This is a genomic window from Kibdelosporangium banguiense, assembly GCF_017876405.1.
Lineage (GTDB): Bacteria > Actinomycetota > Actinomycetes > Mycobacteriales > Pseudonocardiaceae > Kibdelosporangium > Kibdelosporangium banguiense.
Genome location: NZ_JAGINW010000001.1, coordinates 2,176,564 through 2,191,063 on the forward strand (window position 1 = coordinate 2,176,564; position 14,500 = coordinate 2,191,063).

General features: G+C 65.9%; 16 protein-coding genes. 7 read left to right on the forward strand and 9 right to left on the reverse strand.

The features are described 5' to 3' along the window. Window positions 1-190 precede the first annotated feature (190 nt). Complete coding sequence (locus tag JOF56_RS10390; protein WP_209636741.1) at window positions 191-817, reverse strand: LysE family translocator; 627 nt, start codon at window positions 815-817, stop codon at window positions 191-193. A gap of 128 nt (window positions 818-945) precedes the next feature. On the opposite strand from JOF56_RS10390, the gene JOF56_RS10395 reads away from it, so the two are divergent. Together JOF56_RS10395 and JOF56_RS10400 are read left to right on the forward strand one after the other, a co-directional pair. Beyond that, on the forward strand, window positions 946-3,216 hold the full coding sequence (locus JOF56_RS10395; RefSeq protein WP_209636744.1) for a glycosyl hydrolase family 95 catalytic domain-containing protein: 2,271 nt from the start codon (window positions 946-948) through the stop codon (window positions 3,214-3,216). Window positions 3,217-3,297: 81 nt separating this feature from the next. Further along, window positions 3,298-4,068, forward strand: coding sequence for a DUF2470 domain-containing protein (locus JOF56_RS10400; RefSeq protein WP_307855022.1), 771 nt, complete (start codon window positions 3,298-3,300; stop codon window positions 4,066-4,068). A 231-nt stretch (window positions 4,069-4,299) separates the two neighbouring features. On the opposite strand, the gene JOF56_RS10405 is transcribed toward JOF56_RS10400, so the two are convergent. Further along, window positions 4,300-4,890 carry a TetR/AcrR family transcriptional regulator gene (locus JOF56_RS10405; RefSeq protein ID WP_209636746.1) on the reverse strand — a complete coding sequence of 197 codons (591 nt, stop codon included), beginning with the start codon at window positions 4,888-4,890 and terminating at the stop codon, window positions 4,300-4,302. 75 nt (window positions 4,891-4,965) lie between these two features. Here JOF56_RS10405 and JOF56_RS10410 point away from each other — a divergent pair, with 75 nt between their 5' ends. Continuing rightward, entirely contained in the window at window positions 4,966-5,580 is a 615-nt protein-coding gene (locus JOF56_RS10410) for a class I SAM-dependent methyltransferase (protein ID WP_209636747.1), read from the forward strand. On the opposite strand, the gene JOF56_RS10415 is transcribed toward JOF56_RS10410, so the two are convergent. After that, window positions 5,577-6,038: a PPOX class F420-dependent oxidoreductase gene (locus JOF56_RS10415; RefSeq protein ID WP_209636749.1), complete on the reverse strand. Its 462-nt coding sequence runs from the start codon at window positions 6,036-6,038 to the stop codon at window positions 5,577-5,579. The genes JOF56_RS10410 and JOF56_RS10415 overlap by 4 nt on opposite strands. Window positions 6,039-6,060: 22 nt before the next feature. Here JOF56_RS10415 and JOF56_RS10420 point away from each other — a divergent pair, with 22 nt between their 5' ends. Further along, complete coding sequence (locus JOF56_RS10420) at window positions 6,061-6,864, forward strand: CPBP family intramembrane glutamic endopeptidase (RefSeq protein ID WP_372447856.1); 804 nt, start codon at window positions 6,061-6,063, stop codon at window positions 6,862-6,864. Between the two features lie 7 nt (window positions 6,865-6,871). Here the strand turns inward: JOF56_RS10420 and JOF56_RS10425 are convergent, their stop codons facing one another. Then, the gene (locus JOF56_RS10425; RefSeq protein ID WP_209636751.1) at window positions 6,872-7,678 is read right to left on the reverse strand and encodes a glutamate ABC transporter substrate-binding protein; all 807 of its coding nucleotides are present in this window, start codon (window positions 7,676-7,678) and stop codon (window positions 6,872-6,874) included. A gap of 186 nt (window positions 7,679-7,864) precedes the next feature. Here JOF56_RS10425 and JOF56_RS10430 point away from each other — a divergent pair, with 186 nt between their 5' ends. After that, entirely contained in the window at window positions 7,865-9,085 is a 1,221-nt protein-coding gene (locus tag JOF56_RS10430; RefSeq protein ID WP_209636753.1) for an arginine deiminase, read from the forward strand. A 141-nt stretch (window positions 9,086-9,226) separates the two neighbouring features. Beyond that, window positions 9,227-9,757 (forward strand): ferritin, encoded by a 531-nt coding sequence (locus JOF56_RS10435; RefSeq protein ID WP_209636754.1) that lies wholly within the window; start codon window positions 9,227-9,229, stop codon window positions 9,755-9,757. 76 nt (window positions 9,758-9,833) lie between these two features. Here the strand turns inward: JOF56_RS10435 and JOF56_RS10440 are convergent, their stop codons facing one another. From JOF56_RS10440 to JOF56_RS10460, 5 genes are read right to left on the reverse strand one after another with little or no spacing between them, the layout of a single operon-like run. After that, window positions 9,834-10,601 carry a hypothetical protein gene (locus JOF56_RS10440; RefSeq protein ID WP_209636755.1) on the reverse strand — a complete coding sequence of 256 codons (768 nt, stop codon included), beginning with the start codon at window positions 10,599-10,601 and terminating at the stop codon, window positions 9,834-9,836. Between the two features lies 1 nt (window position 10,602). After that, window positions 10,603-11,124 carry a SigE family RNA polymerase sigma factor gene (locus JOF56_RS10445; protein WP_307855023.1) on the reverse strand — a complete coding sequence of 174 codons (522 nt, stop codon included), beginning with the start codon at window positions 11,122-11,124 and terminating at the stop codon, window positions 10,603-10,605. 48 nt (window positions 11,125-11,172) lie between these two features. Then, window positions 11,173-11,520 (reverse strand): DUF952 domain-containing protein, encoded by a 348-nt coding sequence (locus JOF56_RS10450; protein ID WP_209636756.1) that lies wholly within the window; start codon window positions 11,518-11,520, stop codon window positions 11,173-11,175. Further along, a complete protein-coding gene (locus JOF56_RS10455; protein WP_307855024.1) occupies window positions 11,517-12,470 on the reverse strand; it encodes a DUF5926 family protein in 954 nt (317 codons plus the stop codon). Before JOF56_RS10455 ends, JOF56_RS10450 begins: the two co-directional genes overlap by 4 nt. A gap of 9 nt (window positions 12,471-12,479) precedes the next feature. Continuing rightward, a complete protein-coding gene (locus JOF56_RS10460; protein ID WP_209636757.1) occupies window positions 12,480-13,262 on the reverse strand; it encodes a glycerophosphodiester phosphodiesterase in 783 nt (260 codons plus the stop codon). Between JOF56_RS10460 and JOF56_RS10465 the strand changes: the two genes are divergently transcribed. Continuing rightward, window positions 13,261-14,433, forward strand: coding sequence for a cytochrome P450 (locus JOF56_RS10465; protein WP_209636758.1), 1,173 nt, complete (start codon window positions 13,261-13,263; stop codon window positions 14,431-14,433). The two genes, JOF56_RS10460 and JOF56_RS10465, sit on opposite strands and share 2 nt — an antisense overlap. Window positions 14,434-14,500 lie beyond the last annotated feature (67 nt).

A 14,500-nucleotide genomic window follows, 5' to 3' on the forward strand; every position in this document is an offset into this window, starting at 1 on the left:
ACATCCCGGGGGGGCGTCCCTGGTCCAGTCTACCGGGAATGGGGCCTGAGCAGGGGTTTTCAAGGGATGAGTCGGTGCGAATGGGCCGTTCGCACCGGGTTCACTCGTTCGGACCCGCGCCAGCTGTGAGTGGTCGTCGAGTGCCTGTCCGGCAGAATCGGTGTGGGGAGATGGGCCAACTTTGAGGTGCTCAATCGGTCGCGATCTTGATGCCGAAGGCGACGAGGATTGTGCCGGTGACTGTGTCCATCACGCGACGGACCTTCGCGGAGGTGAAGAAGCGCTTCAGGAGGCCGACGAGATTGGCCAGGACTGTGAACCAGATGGCCGTGACCATGACTGCGAGCGCCGACAGGAGCAGGGTTTGATCCAGGCGCGGTGAGGTGCCGGAGAGGAACTGGGGCATCAGGGCGACGAAGAACACCGCGCACTTGGGGTTCAGCAGGTTCGTGATCAGGCCTTGGCGGAAGGCGACCCAGGGGCGGACTGTGGACAACTGGGTTGTCGCTGTCAGGGTTTCGCCGCGGCGCCAGGCGCCGATGAGGGCTTTGATGCCGAGGTACGCGAGGTAGGCGGCGCCGACCAGTTTCACGATGGTGAAAGCGATCGCGGAAGCGGCGAGCAGGCTTGCGACACCAAGTGCCGCGACCACCGCCCAGACGAAGACGCCGCTGGCTATGCCGAGGCCGGTGGCGATGCCCGCGCGGCGGCCGGAGACCGCGGCGTGCCTGGTGACGATGATGAAGTCCGGTCCTGGGGCCATCGCCGCCAACAGGACCACGCCGACGAACGCGAGCATCTGAACCCCGGAGACCATGGCGCCAGGCTAGCCGGAAATAGGTCCGATCTCATCCGATTTACAAACGTTTCCGGTCTTGACTGCCACTGTTCCAGCCGCCTAGTTTCGAGGAAACATCGGAGGTATCGACACAGGTAGGTGGCAGAGTGGCCGACCTCAACCGGCGAACCATCCTCTCTGGGGCCTTAGCCGGCATTGCCGGCAGCACGTTGGTGAACTCCGGCGTGGCCGGCGCGACGCCGCCGGGCGGGCTGGACTGGGCCCGTTTCCTCAGCGGATCCGACTTGATTTGGCGGCGTGTGCCGCAGACCTGGTACGACGGCCCATTCCTCGGTAACGGGTTCCTGGGATCGGGGATCTACCAGGAGCCGGGCCGCAACGCCATCCGGTTCAACGTTCAGCACACCCAGGTCCAGGACCACCGGCCAGAGTTCGGATCTCTGTTCGGCCTGGCCCGCTTGCCGATCGGGTACTTCACCCTCGAGCCGGCCGGCACGATCACCGCGATCGACTGGCGCCTCGACCTGTGGAACGCCGAGTTGCGCGGCACGCTCACGACGTCCAAGGGCAGCCTTTCGCTGCGCGCGATCGTCCACAGTGTCCGCTCGTTGCTCGTCGTCGAGGTCACGCCCTCCGAAGGCGAGCGCGACTTCAAGTGGGTGTTCCACCCGGCCAAGGCCGTCAGCCCACGAACCGACCCGGTGTTCAACAAGCCGCCACCGGCGGGTTACACCGAGAACCCGCCCGCCCAGTTGCACACCAGCGGCGACACACAGCTCTCCGTACAACCGCTGCACTCAGGCGGAGAACATGTCACCGCGTGGCGCGAGACAACCCGCGGTTCGGTGCGCACCCTGTACACAGCCGTCGCGTGGTCACACCCGCAGCGGGCTGCCGGTGCAAAGGCTATGCGGGCGGTTCGTTCCGTTGCGCCGCTCTGGACGCTCGCGCAAGAACACCAAGCTTGGTGGCACACCTACTACCAGCGCAGTTTCCTGTCCATATCGGACACTCGGCTGCAGTCGTTCTACTGGATCCAGCTGTACAAGATCGCTTCGGCGGCACGGCAGGACGCGCCGGTCATGGCGACGTGCGGCCCTTGGCTCGAGCCGACGCCGTGGCCCGCGACCTGGTGGAACCTCAACGTCCAGCTCGAGTACTGGATGATCCACGGCTCGAACCACATGGAGCTGGACGCGGTCACGTACGCGCTCGACAAGTTCCGGCAGAACCTCCAGGACCAGGTCGCCGAGCCGTACCGCGCGGACTCGTACGGCATCCCGCGCACCACGGACATGGCCCTGATGAACGGCGCCGGAACAGGGACTTCCGGCTTCGCGGTGGGCATTCCGGGCAAGACATCGCCGACACCCGAGGTCGGCAACCTCACCTGGGCGCTGCACAACGTGTGGCTGTCCTATCGGCACACGATGGACCAGCGGATTCTCAAGAATGTGCTGCTGCCGTTGCTGCGTGGCGCGATCAACTACTACCTGCACTTCCTGGCGCCCGGCGCGGACGGGAAGCTCCACCTGCCGTTCACGTTCTCCCCGGAGTACGGCGAGAACGCACCCGACTGCAACTACGACCTCTCGCTGATTCGTTGGGGTTGCTCGACTTTGCTCGCCGAAACACCTGGCGATCCGCTCGCGGCCAAGTGGCGTGACGTGCTCGCCAACCTGGTTCCGTATCCGGTCGACGCCAACGGGTACATGATCGGCGCGGGTGTGCCGTTCGCGAAGTCGCACCGGCATTACTCGCATCTGCTGCAGATCTACCCGTTGTACGAGATCACGTGGGAGCAGCCGCAGTACAGGGCCTTGATCGAGAAGTCGCTGGAGCACTGGATCAGCTTCGAAGGGGCGCTGCAGGGCTACAGCTTCACCGGCGCCGCGTCGATCTCCGCGCAGATGCTGCGTGGCGACAAGGCCGCGTTCTACCTGGGCGAACTCCTGCGCAGGTTCGTGCAGCCCAACACCATGTACAAGGAGTCAGGCCCGGTCATCGAGACTCCGCTCTCGGCCGCGCAGTCGTTGCACGACATGCTCTGCCAGAGCTGGGGCGGCGTCATCCGGGTGTTCCCGGCGGTGGCGTGGCCGGACATCTCGCTGCAGAACTTCCGGACACAGGGCGCTTTCCTGCTCAGCGCGTCCCGTGAACAGAACCAGACCCGCTGGTTGAAGATCCGCAGTGAGGCCGGCGCGCCCTGCGTCGTCAGGCACGACATCACCGGCGATCTGGCGGTCCGCGACCCCCATGGCCGGGACCTGCCGTGGCGCGAGACAGCGCCAGGCACCATCGAGATCGGTCTGCGCCGGGGCGAGGAAGCCGTAGTCCATCGCCGGTCCGAACGGCCCGACTTCGAGGTCGGCCCCGTCTCGCCAAGTGGACCTTCGGCGCCATGGGGCCTGCCCTGACCCTCTTCGAGTGACAGCGGCGGGTCGCTACTTCCCAAGACCCGCCGCTCCAAGTTAGGCTCACCTAACTTGGAGGCGACAGTGACTGAGACACCCACACCGGCTGAGCGTGCGCGCACGATCGCGACGCGCGGCGGGAAGGCGACGCTGATGCCGTCAGCGGAAGGGCTGGCGGACGCAGGCAAAGTCGTACCCCTGACACACCACGTACACGCAGACGGCGTGGCGAGCGTGCTCATCGCACAGAGCAACCCGTTCGTACAGGCCGTATGGTCAGCGCCGAGAGGCGAGCTCGCAGCAATGCTGGAGCTCGCCGACACCGCGCCAGTACCACTGCGCGAGCCCGTACGCGGACTGCTGTGGTTCACGGGTTGGGTACGCGCACTGTCCGACGACGAGGCAAGACGCGCGGCAGTAATGGTCGCCGAAGAACGACCCGACCCACGACTGCTCGACGTCGGCCACGGCGCGACAATGCTCCAGCTGATCCCGGCCTCCATGGTGCTGGCCGACGCCGAAGGCACACATTCGTTGCGGCTAGAGGACTTCACGTCCGCAGCCCCCGACCCATTCTGCGCGTACGAAGCAGACTGGCTGCGACACCTGGAACTCGCACACACAGATGTCGTCTCACTGCTCGGCCGGCACCTGCCCGACGAACTACGCGGCGGCCACATCCGCCCACTCGGCCTGGACCGATTCGGCCTACGCCTACGCGTCGAGGCCAGCGACGCCGACCACGACGTACGCCTAGCCTTCGAGCACCCAGTAACCACCACAACCGAACTCGCGAACGAACTACGCCGCCTAGTCGGCTGCCCATTCCTCGCCGAAACACGGAAGCACCACTAACCACCCAAACGAACGGCACCACTCACAAATCCAGTTATCCACAGACCACCCAAACCCCCTTGTCGATCTTGCTCCTCCGATAGACTGGACCAGGGACGCCCCCGGGACGGGTGGGGGCATGTCTTTTTCTTATACGGGGCGGGAAAGCTTCGTTCAAGGTGAGTGCTTGCGACGGGCTTTCGGTTTGACAGAAGGAAAAGACGCGGTTGCGGGGCGCTTCAGCGGCTCGGACTATTTGTTGGGCTGGGGTGGCCGGCTTGGGCTGGGGCGGTGGCCTAGTTGCTCGAGGTGGATGTCGAGTGCTTGGACTGCGGCTTCGGGGGTCAGCTGGCCGGCGAGGATGTGGACGGTCATGCCGTCGAGTGCGGCCAGCAGGATTGTGACGTGTTCGTCTGCATTGGACAGACCGTCGGCGCGGAGCAGGCCGGCGAGATACTCGCGGAATTCTGGGGATTGGACGCGGGTTGCCTCGGCGAAGGCTGGTGAGACGGCGGCTCGGGCCATGAAGGCGACGGCGACGTGTGCTTCTGCGAGTCGTTCGTCGTCCAGGGGGAGCATCTGCAGGAATATGTCCCTGATCGGGGGGCCTTGTGGTTGGGCTGTCCTCAGTCTTGTTTCGACACGGGTGCTCAGCATGTCGAAGGCGAAGAGCAGCATGTCGTCCTTGCTGCTGAAGTAGTGCTGGACGAGACCCATCGAGATGCCTGCCTCGGTTGCGACGTTGCGCAGGCTGACGCCTTCGAGACCTTGGGTGCTCACTATCCGCCACAGCGCTTCGGCGATCTTCTGGCGCCGTTCTTCGTGGTCCACCTGCCGTGGCATGTTCGAACTCCCTGTTGCCATGCGACTGCATTGTCACATATGGTTGCGATGCAACTGCATTGTAAAGGGGGATGGATGACCACCAAACAGCAGCGGTTCTGGGACCGGGCCAGCATGGGCTTCCGGGTTGGAGAGCGGGCGGGCGAGCCGTATCGGTACCTGAGCGTCAAGGCCCTTGGCCTGCGCGAAGGTGAGTCGGTGCTTGATGTCGGCTGTGGCGCGGGAGGTGAGTTCAAGCTGGTCCGGCAGGCCGTCGGCGACACCGGCCGGATCTTCGCCCTCGACTTCAGCACAAAGCTGGTCAACCGGGCGCAGCAACGGGTCGACGACGCCGGCTGGTCCAATGTGGAGGTCCGGCACCTCGACGCCACCAAGGATTCGCTTGGCGACGGGGAATTCGACGCGGCGCTGGCAATGACGTCACTCAGCACCATGCCGAACGTCGACGTCGCGCTCGACAACATCTACAAGGCGCTGAGACCCGGCGGCCGGCTGTTCGTCGCCGATGTGAATCCGAGCGGGTTGTTCCGTGTGCTCTACAAGCGGCTCGCGGGCGCGCCGGGAATCGACGTCGCGCAGCGGGTCAAGCACTGGTTCGACGAGGTCGACCTGCTGGACGAACATGTCGAACCAGTGGCCTGGCGGACGCCCGCGCCCTGGTACCTGATGGTGCTGGCCAGGAAGTCCTAGCCCAGTTCGGGCGGGAAACCGCCGGTGGCGATCGGGCCCCAGCGGTCGATCGTGACTCGGATCAGGCTTTTGCCCTGGATACGCATGGCTTCGCGGTATTCGTCCCAGTCCGGGTGTTCGCCCGAGATGCTGCGGAAGTAGTCCACCAAAGGTTCCAGCGCGTCAGGCAGGTCGAGCACCTCTGCCTGCCCGTCGACCTGGACGTACGGGCCGTCCCAGTCGTCGGAGAGCGTGCACAACGACACCCGCGGGTCGCGGCGGACGTTGACGGCCTTGGCGCGCTGCGGGTACGTCGAGATCACCACACGGCCTTCGGCGTCGACCCCGCAGGTCACGGGAGACATCTGCGGGCTGCCGTCGGCTCTCCGCGTGACCAGGATCGTGTGATGCCTGGGGCGCAGGAAGTCGATCAGCGCGTCGCGGTCCACTTTGTCACTTGTCGCGATCCGTCGGGCCATGTCCTAACGGTAACGTGCGGAGGTGCCGAATCGACTGCGCGCCTGGCTGTTCCCCGTGAGAGATCAGCCGGTGGTCACCGACCCGGGCGAACGCCGGGCGATCGTGTTCGAGCTGGTCATCGTGTTCACGGTGACGCTCGGGATGTCCGGTCTGCGGTCGTTGCTGAACCTGATCGACTCGCTGCTGCGGCCGGAACCGCTCGCCCAGCAGCAGGTCGCGCTGAACGTCCCGCAGGCCACGCTCGACCTGATCGACCTGTTCAAGCAGTTGCTGGGCGCGACCCAGCTGATCGCGTGGGGCGCGCTCGGCCTGTACCTGTTGTGGCGTGCAGGAAGCAGGCTCGCGGACGTTGGTCTGGACCGCCGGTTCATCGGTGGTGACGTGCTGCGCGGTGTCGGGCTCGCCGCCCTGATCGGGATTCCGGGGCTGGGTCTATACCTGGTCGCGTATGCGGTCGGCGCAAGTCTTGAAGTCGTGCCCACCACGCTGACCGACACCTGGTGGCGGCCGATCGCGCTGGTGTTCTCGGCCGCGGGCAACGCGTGGGCGGAGGAGATGCTGGTGATCGGGTATCTGATCACCAGGCTCCGGCAGCTCGGGTTCGGCGAGAACAAGTCGCTGGTGTTCTCGTCCGTGCTGCGTGGTTCGTACCACCTGTACCAGGGCTTCGGCGGATTCGTCGGGAATGTCGTGATGGGACTCGTGTTCGGCCGGATCTGGCAGAAGACCAACCGGCTGTGGCCGATGGTCATCGCGCACACGCTGCTGGACGTGGTCGCCTTCGTCGGCTACTCGCTGCTGCGCGGCGTTTCCTGGCTGCCCTAGATGACGATCACGGACTGTCCACGATCTCCGGCCGGGCTGGGATCCGGTAGCCGGACCGGCCGACGCTCTCGTGGACGAACCGTTCCCAGCTGCCGTCGTTGACCATCTCGCGCAACGCGGTGGTCACGTGGGGGCGGCGCGCGTCTCCCTTGCGCAGACCGACGCCGTAGCGCTCGGTGGAGAATGTCTTGCCGACAACCTTCAGTTTGTCGGGCTGCTCAGCCGCGTATCCGGCGAGGATCACGTCGTCGGTGGTCACCGCGTCGATGTCGCCCTTGAGCAACGCGTCCACGCATTCACGGTACGAACCGTGCTGTTGCAACGTGACGCTTTTCGCGTAGCTCTGCTGGACGTTCTCGGCGGGCGTCGAGCCGGTGACCGAGCACAGCCGCCAGTCGCTGTTGTCCAACGACTCCGGGCCGTCGATGTCGGCGTTCGCTTTCCGGACGAGCAGGCTCTGACCTGCGACGAAGTAGGGACCGGCGAAGTCGACTCGCTGCTTGCGGGCGTCGGTGATGGAGTACGTCGCGATCACCATGTCGACCTTGTTCTGTTCCAGCATGGTCTCCCGGTCAGCCGGGCGCGCCTCGACGAACGTGATGTTCCGGTGGTCGGTGCCCATCCGCCCGGCCACGTACTCGGCGACGTCGACATCGAGCCCGCTGAACGCGCCGTCGGACATGCGGACGCCCAGACCGGGCTGGTCGAACCGGATGCCGACGGTCAGCTTCGGCCCGGCCGGCGGCTCCTCGCCACCACCGCAGCCCGCGACCAGCAGCATCCCGACAGCCGCGCACACGACGGCACCACGCATTGGCTAGCTCCCCGACTTCGCTACCGACAGGCACGGTACCTGGCCAACTGCCGCGCAACAAATAATGCATGATTACGCCAGTTGACAAAATGATTCGCTGTTCTCGGCATCTCAGACCGTCGATTTCGATCAGAAATAGCCTTCACGCACGACGATTTGCATTGCCAGCCGCTATGCTTGAACCTCGTGACGACAGACGTGCAAGTCCAGGCACAGCCCCGCGTCGACAGCGAGGTGGGCACGCTCCGCTCGGTGCTGCTGCACCGTCCGGGCGCCGAGCTCAAACGGCTTACGCCACGCAACAACGACAAGCTCCTTTTCGACGGTATCCCCTGGGTGGACCGTGCGCAGGCCGAGCACGACGCGTTCGCCGCCGTGCTCGCATCGCGTGGCGTCGAGGTGATGCTGCTTGCAGACGTCCTTGGTAAAGCTCTCGAGGACGGTCGCGCGCGCAGCACTGGTGTCCTGACTGCCGTTGACGAACGCCGCCTGGGCTACGAGCTCGCGGACTCGCTGCGGTCGCATCTGTCCAGCGTGGACGCCAAGACACTGGCGCACGTGCTGACCGCAGGCATGACGTTCGAGGAACTGCCTGTCGCGGAAGGCGCGTCCCTGGTTCGACGGATGCACGGGCCACACGACTTCGCCATCGACCCGTTGCCCAACTTGCTGTTCAGCCGGGACTCGTCGGTGTGGATCGGCGACCGTGTCGCGATCGCCTCGCTGGCGATGCCCGCGCGGGTCCGGGAAACCTCCGTCCTGGACCTGGTTTACGCGTACCACCCCCGGTTCCGGCTGTCCGGACGCGCTTACGGCGCGCACTCCGCGCCAGTCGAGGGCGGCGACGTTCTCCTGCTGGCGCCGGGCGTTCTGGCCATCGGCGTCGGCGAACGCACCACGCCCGCGGGCGCAGAGTCGCTCGCGCGGTCCGTATTCAACGACGGCCTCGCTCACACCGTGCTCGCCGTACCGATCGCGCAGGACCGCGCGACCATGCACCTCGACACCGTGTGCACCATGGTCGACCGCGACGCCGTCGTCATGTACCCCGCTGTACGGGACACGCTCACCGCGTACCCCATGCGGCCCGACGGTTCAGGCGGCGTCGCCGCGTCCGGACCGGTGCCGTTCCTGTCCGCGGCCGCTGAGGCCATGGGCATCGAGCGGTTGCGTGTCATCGATACGGGGTTGGACTCCGTCACGGCCGAGCGCGAGCAATGGGACGACGGCAACAACACGCTCGCGTTGGCGCCCGGCGTTGTCGTGGCGTACGAACGCAATGTGGAGACGAACGCGCGGCTTGAGGACGCGGGCATCGAGGTGCTTCGGATCAGCGGCTCCGAGCTCGGGTCCGGGCGCGGTGGCCCACGGTGCATGTCATGCCCACTCAGCCGGGATTCACTCTGAGGCATTGAGGAATGCCTTGCCTAATATTAGGAATGCCTCACCTGAATGCATTTCTGATAGGCTTGCCTAAATTCAAACACAATCGACGGATTTTCTCCACGAAAATTGGCCATCGGCCAATTCAGGAGTTATCGTCAGGATATGACCAGCAAGTTCCACGAGCTGCTCCAGCAGCAGATACGCAACGAGTTCACGGCTTCCCAGCAGTACGTCGCGGTGGCGGTGTGGTTCGACGACCAGGACCTCCCGCAGCTGGCCAAGCACTTTTATCACCAGGCGCTGGAAGAGCGTAACCATGGCATGATGATCGTGCAGTACCTGCTCGACAACGACATCAAGGTGACCATTCCGGGCATCGACGAGGTCCGCAACGACTTCACCCAGCCCGTCGAGCTGATCGAGCTCGCCCTCAACCAGGAGCGGGAGGTCACCGACGAGATCATCCGGCTGGCCAAGACCGCCCGCGACGAGGACGACTACAAGGGCGAGCAGTTCATGCAGTGGTTCCTCAAGGAGCAGGTCGAGGAGGTCGCCCAGATGTCCACCCTGCTCAACGTCGTCAAACGCGGCAACGGCAACCTCTTCGACGTGGAGACCTTCATCGCCCGCGAATCCGTCGGCGACGCAGGCTCCGACTCAGGCGCCCCCCGCGCAGCGGGCGGATCACTCTGACTGATCGGCGAAAGGTGTGCTCCGACCTGACAGAACTGTCAGGTCGGAGCACACCTTTTGGGCTGCCGGGGATCCGCTAGCCGCAGTCCTGGGTTTTGGAGGCGAGGGTCATTTCGGAGACTTTGCCGTCGGTGTAGCGGAATTGGAAGTTGGCGGACGTGTTGCCGGGGACTGTGGTGGTGATGGTGGCGCCGTAGGCGGCTCGGACCTGGGCCTCGGTTGAGCCGATGGTGATGTTCTGGGGGGTCTGGGCGCTGGCGTTGACGGTGATGGCGACGAGGCCGTACCGCTTCGAGACGGTCAGGGCGGCTATCTCGGGTGTTCCTGAGACTCGGTATCGGAAGCAGGAGGCGGAGTCGCTCATGGGCTCGGTTTCGATCCCGCTGGTGGCCGTCAGCTGTGCATCGGTCATGCCCAGGCGGAACGGGCCGTAGGTGGTGGGGCCGAAGCTGGCCACCACTGTAGGCGTTCCAGGTGCTTGTTCCACTGGGCGTGAGCGGGGGGTTGTCACGCTCGTTGTGGTGCTGCTGGGGGCTACGCTGGGTGCGGCGGGCACGTCCTTGGGTGTGTCCGTGGCGGAGGTGGGCGAGGTGGCGGTGACGAGTGGCAGATCTGTGGGCTGGTTGGCCACTTGGTTCTGCTGCGGGGCCGGGCGGGCCAGCAGGAATGTGCCGCCTGCCAGTACCGCGAGGCTCATCACGCCTGCTGCGGAGATCATGGCGATGCGCCGCCTGCGGACACGGCGGGCACCGGACACGACCGCCGAATCGGCGCCGGGAGCCACCTGGATATCCAGTCGTGAGTCCCGGAACAGGCGTTTCAGCGAATCCTCGAGTTCATCCATCTCAACACCTCCCCTCCACTGCGTCCAAGCGCAGCCGCAACGTCGCCATTGCCTTGCTGGCCTGGCTTTTCACTGTGCCCGCGCTGACTCCCAGGGCCGCGGCGATCTCGCCTTCGGACAGGCCCTCGTAGTAGCGCAGGACTATTACCGCACGTTGGCGTGGCGGCAACGCACGCAGTGCCTGCCAGAGCGGCTCGTTTTCGAACGGGTCGTGCTGGGCGGCGGCTGCGATGTCCGGTAGGTCCGCGACGAGGCTTTCACGACGGGAGCGGCGCCATTTGCTGATGTGCGTGTTGGCCATCGCGCGACGGGTGTACGCAAGCGGGTCGCCTGTGTTGCGGACGACCTTGGCCCACCGTGAGCCGATCTTCTCCAGCACGGTCTGCACAAGGTCGGCCGCGTCATGGGGATTGCCCGCGAGCGCGTGTCCGTAACGCAGCAGTCCGGGCAGGGCTGCCCGGACGAACTCACCGAAATCATCCACCTGACAGCTCTCCCCCAGTTCGGGCTTGAGCGTGGACACCGGCACACCATGACCACGCCTCAGCCGACGCCGGGGTTGCCACGAGTTTCACCCCAGCCGGGCCAAGCTGTCGGGAAGTGCGAAAACACCGTCCGGACCAGGCGGGAAGTCGTGCACCGCGATCACCGCCGAGCGCGGGATCGGGCCGTAGACGTGCGGAAACAGCGGCTGCTCGGGGGGACCGACGGCTGGACGTTCCCACCTCACAGGAACGTCCAGCAACGCCGGGTCGATGACCAGCAGCACCAGATCGGTGCGGCCGGTGAACAGCATGTTGGCGGGCAGGTGCACGGTGCCGAAGTCCGAGCAGTGCACGAACCCCTCGACGTGCAGCGATTCCGGCCGGTACACGTCGGTCGGTGGCCACTCCGCGCGGCCACACATGTGCAAGATCACCTGATCGTGACCTGACGGCCGATCAACCCGTCCCGCACGCGGCGCTCGTCGCTGGTCAGCGGCTTGTCCTCGAGCGCATCGGCGAGTCGCTCGCCGAGCTCGGCTACCGGCTTCTCCCACTCGCGGGAGTGCGATTCGGCGTCCAGGTCCCAGACCGGCACGAGCAGGCCGTGCGCCCGGAACGAACCGGCGAACTTCGAGCCTTCACCGAGGTTGAGGGTGCCGGCCGCACCCAGCCGGGACAGCGCGTTGAGCAACTGCTCCTCCGGCTCCGGGCGGACCCAGCGCAGGTACGCCTTGTCACCGGCCAACGTCCAGTAGGCGGCGTCGCCGATCCGCTGCGTCGGCATGATCGCCGCATTCGCACGCTCCAGCGACAGCGCCACCTCACCTGTCGGCTCCGCGTCGGGCGCCAGCCACCAGGCGAAGTCCTCGTGCACCTCGACCTCGAAAGGCGCGTCCGCCACGAGCACGTCCTGCAGCCGCTCGCCCACCTCGTCGTCCTGGTTGACCAGGCTCAGCACGTCGCCCGGCTTGGCCTCCTGGGCCCACAGGATCGAACGCGCCACGTCCCGGCTGATGTCCAGCGAACGAGTCTGCACCTGCAGCCCGACGAACGCGGACTCGTCCTCGTCCTGCCGGACCAGCGCCGCGGAAGCCAGCGGCAGCACGGTGCCCAGCGTGACGGGACGCTTGGCGTCCTTGGCCAGCTGCAGTTTCACGGTCGCTGACGGCACGAACTCGCGCAGCGCGACCAGCTCGCACTCACCGGCGAGGCCCTCGAACGGCCGTGCGACGGCGATCTCGGTAACGCCACCGGGCGCACCATGGCAGGCCTTGTAGCGCTTGCCGGAGCCGCATGGGCACGCCTGACGTGGGTTGATGCCGTCCTCAGCGACAGCCGACCGCCGTGCTCGTCTGGCCTGCTTCGCCCCGGCGCCCTTGCCCACTGGAACTCCCTATCTCGACGGTTCGGACTCCGGGACCGTACCGCGCAGAACTTCCAAGGTCGCGGCGGGCTTGTTGGTCGCGATGAACCGGACGCCCAGACTCTGGCAAAGCCGGACATCGGCGGGGTCGTCGACCGTCCAGCAGTAAGCCGGGCGGCCTGCACGCGCTACATATTCTGGATCTTCTCGCAGCCGCTCGATCGACGGACCCACGTAGTCACCGGCACTCGGCGTGACGCGGGACCCGACCAGCATGACTGTCGGCAACTCGGGCGCGTGCCGTTGAATCCGGCGGATCGCCCGGGACGAGAAGGACATCACCACAACGGGTGATTCCTCTTTGGATTTCGGCCGGGCCAGGCCGTGCCGGGCCAGCAGGGCGACCAGCTTGGCCTCGACCAGACCGCCGTAACGGACCGGGTGCTTGGTCTCGATGAACAGCCGGACACCGGGTCTGACCAGTTCGAGCAGCTTCTCCAAGGTGAGCACACCGGGTTCGTCCGCACCGCCCCAGCGCAGTTTGTCCAGCTCGGCGACGGTCATGGTGCTGACGATGCCGGTGCCGGACGACGTCCGGTCCACGGTCCGGTCGTGCACGCAGACGAGCTGGCCGTCCTTGGTCAGCCGGACGTCGCATTCCAGTCCGTCGGCCTGCTGCGCGAGCGCGAGTTCGTACGCGGCCAACGTGTGTTCGGCCAGGTCCGCGGAGGCCCCGCGGTGCGCGACGACTTCAGGCAACACTCCGCGATCGTCGCACGTGCCGTTGAACTGCGGACATACGGTTGCTGACATGCCTTTCGACCCTCAGGACCCTGATTTCGTCGCCGATCCGTACCCGACTTTCGCCGCGTTGCGGGCGCAGGCGCAGGTCCACGCCCATTCCGGGCTCGGCCTGGCGGTTGCCGTGTCGCATGCCGCGTGCTCCGAGGTGCTGCGCAACCGGTCGTTGGGGCGGATCTGGTCGGACGCCACCCCGATCGAGCAGTTCACCTCGTTCAACCTGCTGCACCGCAACTCTCTGCTGGAGAACGAGCCGCCGACGCACACGCGTCTGCGCAGGCTTGTATCGGCCGCATTCGGGCGCGGGCACACCGAGCGGCTACGGCCCTGGGTGGACGAGCTCGCGGACCGTCTCGTGACGGATCTCGCGGACAAGATCGCTTCGGAGGGCTCGGCGGACCTGTTGGAGATGCTCGCCACGCCTCTGCCAGTCGAGGTGATCGCCGAACTGCTTGGCGTGCCGGCGGAGGACCGCTCGAAGCTCGTGCCGTGGTCGAACGCGATCGTGAAGATGTACGAGTACGGCCTGCCCGAGGCCAAACGTCAGGAAGCCGAGAACGCGGCGAGTGAGTTCGTGGCCTATCTGCGTGGGCTGGCACAGGATCCCGCGCCGGACAGCCTGATCAACGACCTCGTCGCCGCGCACGACGGCGAGAAGCTGAACCAGGACGAGCTCGTGGCGACCGCGGTGTTGTTCTTGATGGCCGGGCACGAGGCGACCGTGAACGTGATCGGCAACGGAGTCGTCGCCTTGATGCGTCATCGCGATCAATGGCAGCGCCTGATCGGCGATCCTGCTTTGCTGCCAACGGCTGTGGAAGAACTGATTCGTTATGACGCGCCACTGCAACTGTTCGAGCGCACTGCGACAGCCGAGGTCACCATCGCCGGATTCACCGTCCAGCCAGGTGAGAAGATCGCCGCCCTGCTGGGCGCGGCAGCCCGCGACGGGCAAGTTTTCGCCGAGCCGGACCGGCTTGACGTCAGCCGGAATCCCAACCCGCATCTGGGTTTCGGCGCGGGCATCCACTACTGCGTCGGCGCTCCCCTTGCCCGCGTGGAAATCGCCGCTGCGCTGCGGGCATTGGCCACTCGGCTGCCCGGTCTGCGACTGGCCGGCGAGCCTGAACGGCGTCCCGAATTCGTCATTCGGGGGCTGCGCGAGCTCCCGGTGACCGGTTAACTACCTACCGATGCGACAGGTCACGGTTCGGCCCGAGGCTTGCCCCAAAACAAGAGGCGGAGATACC

Bases quoted from the DNA above. Each gene is read 5' to 3' on its own strand.
- JOF56_RS10390 (WP_209636741.1), bottom strand. From the start codon at position 817: ATGGTCTCCGGGGTTCAGATGCTCGCGTTCGTCGGCGTGGTCCTGTTG.
- JOF56_RS10465 (WP_209636758.1), top strand. From the start codon at position 13,261: ATGCCTTTCGACCCTCAGGACCCTGATTTCGTCGCCGATCCGTACCCG.
- JOF56_RS10460 (WP_209636757.1), bottom strand. From the start codon at position 13,262: ATGTCAGCAACCGTATGTCCGCAGTTCAACGGCACGTGCGACGATCGC.
- JOF56_RS10415 (WP_209636749.1), bottom strand. From the start codon at position 6,038: ATGGCCCGACGGATCGCGACAAGTGACAAAGTGGACCGCGACGCGCTG.
- JOF56_RS10425 (WP_209636751.1), bottom strand. From the start codon at position 7,678: ATGCGTGGTGCCGTCGTGTGCGCGGCTGTCGGGATGCTGCTGGTCGCG.
- JOF56_RS10435 (WP_209636754.1), top strand. From the start codon at position 9,227: ATGACCAGCAAGTTCCACGAGCTGCTCCAGCAGCAGATACGCAACGAG.
- JOF56_RS10405 (WP_209636746.1), bottom strand. From the start codon at position 4,890: ATGCCACGGCAGGTGGACCACGAAGAACGGCGCCAGAAGATCGCCGAA.
- JOF56_RS10440 (WP_209636755.1), bottom strand. From the start codon at position 10,601: ATGGATGAACTCGAGGATTCGCTGAAACGCCTGTTCCGGGACTCACGA.
- JOF56_RS10410 (WP_209636747.1), top strand. From the start codon at position 4,966: ATGACCACCAAACAGCAGCGGTTCTGGGACCGGGCCAGCATGGGCTTC.